Annotated in this window: 7 protein-coding genes and 1 pseudogene; 7 read left to right on the top strand and 1 reads right to left on the bottom strand. The window is 72.7% G+C overall.

Annotated elements, in window-relative coordinates; all coding sequences use genetic code 11:
- The 3 genes and pseudogenes from DVH02_RS35720 to ilvD form a co-directional block, all read left to right on the top strand.
- Positions 1–127: pseudogene (locus DVH02_RS35720) on the top strand (DNA-3-methyladenine glycosylase I); the annotation flags it as partial.
- Between the two features lie 120 nt (positions 128–247).
- Positions 248–859, top strand: coding sequence for a TetR/AcrR family transcriptional regulator (locus tag DVH02_RS28140; protein WP_199566444.1), 612 nt, complete (start codon positions 248–250; stop codon positions 857–859).
- A 105-nt stretch (positions 860–964) separates the two neighbouring features.
- Positions 965–2,815 carry a dihydroxy-acid dehydratase gene (gene ilvD / locus DVH02_RS28145; RefSeq protein WP_114626673.1) on the top strand — a complete coding sequence of 617 codons (1,851 nt, stop codon included), beginning with the start codon at positions 965–967 and terminating at the stop codon, positions 2,813–2,815.
- Between the two features lie 126 nt (positions 2,816–2,941).
- On the opposite strand, the gene DVH02_RS28150 is transcribed toward ilvD, so the two are convergent.
- On the bottom strand, positions 2,942–5,350 hold the full coding sequence (locus tag DVH02_RS28150) for a protein kinase domain-containing protein (protein ID WP_114626674.1): 2,409 nt from the start codon (positions 5,348–5,350) through the stop codon (positions 2,942–2,944).
- A 150-nt stretch (positions 5,351–5,500) separates the two neighbouring features.
- Between DVH02_RS28150 and DVH02_RS28155 the strand changes: the two genes are divergently transcribed.
- The 4 genes from DVH02_RS28155 to DVH02_RS28170 form a co-directional block, all read left to right on the top strand.
- On the top strand, positions 5,501–5,806 hold the full coding sequence (locus tag DVH02_RS28155; protein ID WP_114626675.1) for a hypothetical protein: 306 nt from the start codon (positions 5,501–5,503) through the stop codon (positions 5,804–5,806).
- A 175-nt stretch (positions 5,807–5,981) separates the two neighbouring features.
- Complete coding sequence (locus DVH02_RS28160) at positions 5,982–6,446, top strand: hypothetical protein (RefSeq protein WP_114626678.1); 465 nt, start codon at positions 5,982–5,984, stop codon at positions 6,444–6,446.
- Between the two features lie 242 nt (positions 6,447–6,688).
- Positions 6,689–7,447 (top strand): class I SAM-dependent methyltransferase, encoded by a 759-nt coding sequence (locus DVH02_RS28165; protein WP_114626676.1) that lies wholly within the window; start codon positions 6,689–6,691, stop codon positions 7,445–7,447.
- A 207-nt stretch (positions 7,448–7,654) separates the two neighbouring features.
- Positions 7,655–7,803 (top strand): ATP-binding cassette domain-containing protein (locus tag DVH02_RS28170; RefSeq protein ID WP_114626677.1); only part of this gene is annotated, 149 nt, incomplete at its 3' end.

Consider the following 7,803-nt stretch of genomic DNA (forward strand, 5'->3'; position numbering starts at 1 on the left):
CTATCTCGCCTACCACGACGAGGAGTGTGGGCGCCCGGTCCACGGCGACGACGCCCTCTTCGCGAGGCTCTGCCTGCAGGCGTTCCAGTCCGGGCTGTCCTGGATCACGATCCTGCGCCGCCGCCACGGGATCCGTGCCGCCTTCTCCTCCTTCGCGCTCGCGTCCGTCCCCGCGCTCACCGCCCAGGGCCTCGCGGGCCCCCCGCCGCCCCCGGCGTCCGCGTCCGCCGCGGACCTCCGAGCCGTCATGACCGCCCAGACCCCGCGCCGCCGCGGTCGCCCCGCGCGCAAGGACGCCGACGAGGGCCCCGGTGCCCAGCAGAAGATCCTGGAGTCGGCCCGCAAGGAATTCGCCGAGCGCGGCTACGACAAGACCTCCGTCCGGGGCATCGCCAGGGCCGCGGGCGTCGATCCCGCGCTCGTGCACCACTACTTCGGTACCAAGGACGAGGTTTTCGCCTCGGCCATCGAGATCTCCTTCGAGCCCGCCCTGATGGTCGACGAGGTGCTGGCGGGCGACCGCGGAGAGATCGGCGAGCAGCTCGCCCGTCACTTCCTCGGCGTCTGGGAGAACCCGGTGACCAGGGCCCCGCTGCTGGCGGTCATCCGCTCCGCGCTGACCCACGAGGCCGCGGCGACGGCGCTGCGGACCTTCGTCCTGCGCAGGCTCCTGTCCCGCCTCGCCAAGGAGCTGGACGTACCGAACCCGCAGTTCCGCGCCGAGCTGGCCGCCTCCCACATGATCGGGACGGCGTTCCTCCGGTACGTGATCAAAGCGGAACCGCTGGCGTCCGTGGACCCCGAGGAGATCATCGCCATGGTCGCGCCCACCCTCCAGCGCTATCTGACCGAGAGCTGAAACGCGCATCCCGCATTCCGGACAGCGTGTCCAGATCTTGGAGCCGAGGCGTACGCTCGTAAAGAGTCTTTTCTGCCGAAGGATCTGTTGAAGGAGCGAACGGCGATGCCCGAGCTGAGGTCCCGCACTGTCACCCACGGCCGCAATATGGCGGGCGCACGCGCCCTTATGCGAGCGTCGGGCGTAGCGAGCGCGGACATCGGCAAGCCGATCGTCGCGGTGGCCAACTCCTTCACCGAGTTCGTGCCCGGCCACACCCACCTCGCGCCGGTCGGCCGGATCGTCTCCGACGCGATCAAGGCCGCGGGCGCCGTGCCGCGCGAGTTCAACACGATCGCCGTGGACGACGGCATCGCGATGGGCCACGGCGGCATGCTCTACTCCCTGCCGTCGCGCGACCTGATCGCCGACTCCGTCGAGTACATGGTCGAGGCGCACTGCGCGGACGCGCTGATCTGCATCTCCAACTGCGACAAGATCACCCCGGGCATGCTGATGGCCGCGCTGCGCCTCAACATCCCCACGGTCTTCGTCTCGGGCGGGCCGATGGAGGCGGGCAAGGCCACCCTCGTGGACGGCACGGTCCGAAAACTCGACCTGGTCAACGCGATCTCGGACGCGGTCGACGAGTCGATCTCGGACGAGGACATCCTCCGCATCGAGGAGAATGCCTGTCCGACCTGCGGTTCCTGTTCCGGGATGTTCACCGCCAACTCGATGAACTGCCTGACCGAGGCCATGGGCCTGTCCCTCCCCGGCAATGGTTCGGTGCTCGCCACCCACACCTCCCGCAAGGCGCTGTACGAGAATGCGGGCCGGACGGTCGTCGAGATCACCAAGCGCCACTACGAGCAGGACGACGCGTCGGTCCTGCCGCGCAACATCGCCACCCGGGCCGCCTTCGAGAACGCCATGGCGCTCGACATCGCCATGGGCGGCTCCACGAACACCATCCTCCACCTGCTCGCCGCCGCCCAGGAGGCCGAGCTGGACTACGATCTCGCCGACATCGACGCCGTCTCGCGCCGGGTGCCCTGCCTGGCCAAGGTCGCGCCGAACGTCGCCCCCGGCGGCACGTACTACATGGAGGACATCCACCGGGCCGGCGGCATCCCCGCCATCCTCGGTGAGCTGTACCGGGGCGGCCTGCTCAACGAGGACGTGCACACCGTCCACTCGCCGAGCATCAAGGACTGGCTGGAGACCTGGGACGTGCGCGGCGGCTCGCCCTCCGCGGAGGCCGTCGAGCTGTGGCACGCGGCCCCCGGCTGTGTGCGCTCCGCCGAGGCGTTCTCGCAGTCCGAGCGGTGGGACACGCTCGACACCGACGCGGCCGGCGGCTGCGTCCGCGATGTCGCCCACGCCTACTCGAAGGACGGCGGTCTGGCGGTCCTCAAGGGCAACCTCGCCGTGGACGGCTGCGTGGTGAAGACCGCGGGTGTCGACGAGTCCATCTGGACCTTCGAGGGCCCCGCCGTCGTCTGCGAGTCGCAGGAGGACGCCGTCGAGAAGATCCTCCGCAAGGAGATCACCGAGGGCGACGTCATCGTCATCCGCTACGAGGGCCCGCGCGGCGGTCCCGGTATGCAGGAGATGCTCTACCCGACCTCGTACCTGAAGGGCCGGGGCCTCGGAAAGTCCTGCGCGCTGGTCACGGACGGCCGCTTCTCCGGCGGTACGTCGGGCCTGTCGATCGGGCACGCCTCGCCGGAGGCGGCCTCGGGCGGCACCATCGCGCTGGTCCACGACGGCGACCGGATCAGGATCGACATCCCGAACCGCTCGATCGAGTTGCTGGTCGCGGACGAGGAACTCGCGGCGCGCCGCGAGGCGTTGAACGGCGTGTACGCCCCCGCCGCCCGCGACCGCAAGGTCTCGGTGGCGCTGCGGGCGTACGCGGCGATGGCGACGAGCGCGGACAAGGGCGCGGTCCGGGACGTTTCGCTGCTCGGCTGAGAGCGGCTGAAGCGGGGACGCGGGTGGGCCCCCGGCGTACGGGAATCGCGTACGCCGGGGGCCCGCCCGCGTACGGGGCCACCGCCACCGCCACCGCCATGACCACCGCCATCGGTGACGCGGGAGCTACCAGCCGGCCGGATCGCGGCCGTCGACGGCGAAGACAGACCCGTCGGGCGCGCTCGCGAACACCGTGTCCGCCAGGGCGACCGGCGCGGCCAGGCTGGGGATCAGCGTGTCGGAGCCCGTCGCCATCCGGGGCTTCGTCTGCCCCAGCAGCTTCCCGCGCGTGCCGTCCACGGCGAGCAGCCGTCCGTCCCCGGCGCTCAGATAGACCCGGCCCCCGGCGGCCGTGGGGCGCGAGGCGCGGGTGACGGTCGTCTCCAGGCGCCAGCGCACGCCTGCGGCCTTCCCCGCGCGGGTGTCCACGGCGAGCAGCGAACCCGTGTACGCCATGACGTAGACCGTGTCGCCGTCCACGGTGGCCTGCGCCTGCTCCACCGGCACGCCCAGCGGCACGCGGCGCACGGCGCGGGTCGTCGTGTCGACGCGCACCACGGCGTCCACGCGGTCGTCGAGGCCGCGGGAGAGCAGGAAGAGCGCGTCCGAGGTGGCACCGGCCGGGGTGAGCGAGCCCGTCAGCCGCTTCTCCCAGCGCGGTCGGCCGGTGGCCGGGTCGACGGAGCTGATCCTGGTCGCCGTACCGTCGGCCGACGGGGTCGCGGCGAACAGCGGACCTTCGGAGCTGCCGTCCGCAGAGTCGTTTCCGTTGGCGCTTTTCGTGCTGTTGGTCCCGTTGGCGCCGTCGCTTCGGGAGCCGTCCGAGCCGTCCGAGCCGTCCGAGCCGTCCGAGCCGCCGCCCACGGCCGCCGTCCAGACTGTGCCGGTCCCGCCGTGCCGCCGCTCCCAGCGCTCGGCCCCGGTCGCGCTGTCCAGCGCGCGCACGGTCCCGTCGTACGAGACGAGCAGCACCGAACCCGCCGTGTAGCGGACGTTCGCGTACGCGGCGACGCCGACCGCCCAGCGCTCGGCGCCCGACGCCGGGTCGAGCGCCCTCAGCCGGGATCCGGCGGGCTCGACGACCAGCAGCAGCCCGCCGGAGAACACGGGCGGGGCGCTGTCCTCGGACACCTCGTCGCCGGATGCCGCGCCCTTCGGCGCCCGTGCGGTCGGCACGCTCCAGCGGATCTCGCCGTCGTCCGGGTCGAGCCGGGCCGCGGTGACCCCGGGAGCGGCGCAGTACACCCCGGCGCCGCCGCCCGTACCGCCACCCGCAGCACTGCCCGTACCGCCGGTCGAGCAGACCGGCAGCCCCGCGCGCAGCTTCGTACGCCAGGGCTGGAACACCCGGCCCGGCTGCGATCGGCCCGCGCCGGCCCGCGCGGGGGCGGACGGCGCGGTGCCGTCGCCCGTGCCCCGTACCACCACCACACCGGCCGCCCCGAGCACGGCCAGCGCGGCCACCACCGCGGCCACCGTCCACCGGCGCCGCCGCTTCCGGTCCCCGGCTGCCGGGGACCGGACGGTTCCCGGCAGCCGGGTCCGCAGCCGGGTGGCGGCAGGGGAGTGGGTGGTGGCGACGGGCGCCGGGGCCAGGGACTCGTCGGCGCCGGGGCGGCGCTGCGCGGGCACGAGCGGACTCGTCCCCTCGCGCCGGGCCCGGCCGGCGGCAGCGGCGCCCCACTCCCGCGCCGCCTCCGCGCCGTCCAGATCTCCCGGCCGCAGTGCGGCCATCAGCTCGTCCGGCGTCGGCCGGTTCGCCGGGTCCTTCTCCAGACAGCGGGTGATCAGCGGTACGAGCCCCTCGGGCACCCCGGTCAGATCCGGCTCGTCGTGCACCACCTGGTACGCGACGATGTACGGGCTGTCCGAGTCGAAGGGCCCGCGCCCGGTCGCCGCGTGGACCAGCACCGCGCCCATGGCGAACACATCGGCGGCGGGGCCGACTTCGCGCGGGCGCTGGAACTGCTCGGGGGCCATGAACGGCGGGGTGCCGATCAGCTTGCCCGTCTCCGTGCGCAGGTCGCTGTCCACGGGCCGGGAGATGCCGAAGTCGATGACCTTGGGGCCGTCGGACGCCAACAGGACGTTGCTCGGCTTGAGATCGCGGTGCACCACGCCGGCGCGGTGGATGTCCCGCAGCCCCTCGGCCAGTCCCGCACCGAGGCGTACGAGTTCCCCGTAGCCCAGCGGGCCGTTCCGCTTCACCCGCTCGGACAGCGTGGGGCCGTCGATGAACAGCGTGGCCATCCAGGGCCGTCCGGCCTCCGGATCGGCGTCCACGACCGGCGCGGTAAAGGCACCGCTCACCCGCCGCGCGGCGGCGACCTCCTGGCGGAACCGCGCCCTGAACTCGGGATCCGAGGCGTGAGTGACATGGACGACCTTGATGGCCAGGCGCAGCCCCGAAGCGGAGGTGGCCAGATGGACCACGCCCATTCCGCCTGACCCCAGGGCTGATTCGAGCAGGTAGCTACCGGCGCGATCCGGACGCTCCGCTTCCGGGGCCGACCCGGTATTGCGCAGTGGTGGCACCGCCCACCCCCGATGAATTCGTGCGCAAGCGCGACGCACGGAGCCTAGTCGATGGTGCGTGCTATCAGGCCATGGCTTGCTAGCGTGCGCGGCGCGGAGATATCCGCCCGCGGTGAGGGGACCGCGGCACCTTCAAAGGGGGAGGACCCAATGGCGACAGAAGAGGTTGAGAGACAGAGCGCGAGCGCGAACGAGGCCACGATCGCGGCCACGCGGTACGCCGTGCACCCGAACTACCGGGTGAACGTCCGCAGCGGGCCCGGCACCAAGTACGCGCTCGTCCGCGTCCTGGCGTACGGCGCGAGCGTGCCGATCAACTGCCAGCGTCCTGGCGAGTCCATCGCGGGCCCGTACGGCACGACGAGCATCTGGGACAACATCGCCAACGGCGAGTACATCTCGGACGCGTACGTCTACACCGGCAGCAGCGGCTACGTCGCGGTGCGCTGCGGCTGATCGGACACCGCACCGGTCGTGACGGCGCCGATCGCACGGCGCCGATCGTGACGAAACGCGCTCACCGGGCGATAATCGCCCGGTGAGCGAACATCCCGCACAGCGTCAGCAGGTACCCGTACCGGGCGAAGGCCGCGAAGGCCGTGAAGGCCGCCGCGGCCCGGAACCGGAGGCCATCCGCTTCTTCGGTACCACCTGGGTCGGCCACGACGGGGGGTACGCGGCGCGGCGCGTCGCGGTCGCGATCGGCTCGCTCACCACGGCTTTCGCGGCTTGTCTGCTGTTCCGGCTCGCGTACGAGGGGCTGGAGATCGCCGCCGTGGGGTCCTTCGTCGGAGCGCTGGTCGTGGTGGTGTTCGCGGTGTGCGGCGCGGTCGCGTTCCGCAGGACATGGGAGGGGTTCGGCCGCCGCCCGGCCGATCCGGCCCGCGAGGAGTCGCTGCGCGGGCTGAAGACGATCGGCTTCATCGGCTCACTGATCGCCTACTTCCTGCGCTCGCTGTCCGAGGCCCCGGGGGAGGGCCTGCGCCGCCGGGAGCACGAGGCGGCCGTCGCCCAGTACGAGCGCCGCCGCGCCGCCCGCACGGGCAACCCGGCCGCGCGCCGGGGACCCGAGGGCGCCAAGTCCGAGCGCGGATAGCGCGGAGACCGGGCAAGACCTGCGGAGACCTACCGAGACCAACGGAGTCCTGCGGAGTCCTGCGGAGACCTACCGAGACCAACGGAGTCCTGCGGAGACCTACCGAGACCAACGGAGTCCTGCGGAGACCTGCGGAGACCTGCGGAGACCTGCCGAGACCAGCGGAGTCCTGCGGAGATCCATGCCGGGGACCTGTGGAGATCCGTGGAGATCCGTGCCGGGGACCGGCACATGGGCGCAGCATGGGAGACATGACTCTTCGCGCGCTCTCCTTCGACGCCGTGGCCGACCAGTACGACACCGCCCGCCCCGGTTATCCGCCCGCGCTCTTCGACACCGTCGAGGAACTGGCCGGCCGCCCCCTCCGGGGCGCCCGCGTCGTCGACGTCGGCGCGGGCACCGGTATCGCCACGCGCTCGCTGCGGGAACGCGGCGCCCTGGTCACCGCCGTGGAACCGGGCCCCAGCATGGCGGACCGACTGCGCAGGACGCTCCCGGGCGTCCCGCTCGTCCGGGCGTTCGGCGACGCCCTGCCGATCGCCGACGGCCGCGCCGACCTCATCACGTACGCCCAGTCCTGGCACTGGACCGACCCGGCCCGCTCGCTGCCCGAGGCACTGCGCGTGCTGCGTCCCGGCGGCACGCTCGCCCTGTGGTGGAACGTCTCCGACGGCTCGGTCCCCTGGATCGCGGAGCAGGGCGCGCGGATCGAGGCATGGGCGGGGGACAGCGCGCACGGCGCGCACAGCGCCCACGGCCGGGACGACGGGCTGCCCGCGTCGCTGGAGTCCGTGGCACGCCGGGTGCCCTGGACCCGCCGCGTCACCGTCGACGCGCACCTCGCCAATCTCGGCAGCCACTCGCTCTTCCAGATGCGGGACGAGCGGGACTCCGAAGCCTTCCTCGCCACCGAGCGGGCCGAGCTGCTCGCGCGCTTCCCGGACGGAACCCTGGAGGAGGCGTACGTGGTCGATCTGACAGCCGTCGTCAACGGAAGCTGATCAGCTGTCAGTGCGGACCGCCGCAGGGGACCGCTCTCGGTGAGGACCGCCGCAGGGGACCGCTGCCAGTGAGGACCGCCGCAGAGGACCGCTGCCGGTGAGGACCGGCGCAGAGGACCGCCAGGGGAGGACCCGGGCGGTCCTCCGCGCGTCGGGGCGGGTATCGACGCTTGACGGAGGCGCTGCGGTGCGCGCATTATTCATCACATGATGAATTTGGCGACAGCGGCCGTCCACGCCCGCGGCCTCACCGTCAGGAGGGGCGACCACCCCGTCCTGCGCGGCCTCGACTTCTCCGTACCGTCCGGCCGGATCACGGGACTGCTCGGCCCCTCCGGCTGCGGCAAATCCACCCT

Origin of the sequence: Streptomyces corynorhini (assembly GCF_003346515.1) — a bacterium.
GTDB lineage: Bacteria > Actinomycetota > Actinomycetes > Streptomycetales > Streptomycetaceae > Streptomyces > Streptomyces corynorhini.

Coding starts and splice junctions, on each gene's coding strand:
- DVH02_RS28140 (WP_199566444.1), top strand. CDS start 248: ATGACCGCCCAGACCCCGCGCCGCCGCGGTCGCCCCGCGCGCAAGGAC.
- ilvD (WP_114626673.1), top strand. CDS start 965: ATGCCCGAGCTGAGGTCCCGCACTGTCACCCACGGCCGCAATATGGCG.
- DVH02_RS28155 (WP_114626675.1), top strand. CDS start 5,501: ATGGCGACAGAAGAGGTTGAGAGACAGAGCGCGAGCGCGAACGAGGCC.
- DVH02_RS28165 (WP_114626676.1), top strand. CDS start 6,689: ATGGGAGACATGACTCTTCGCGCGCTCTCCTTCGACGCCGTGGCCGAC.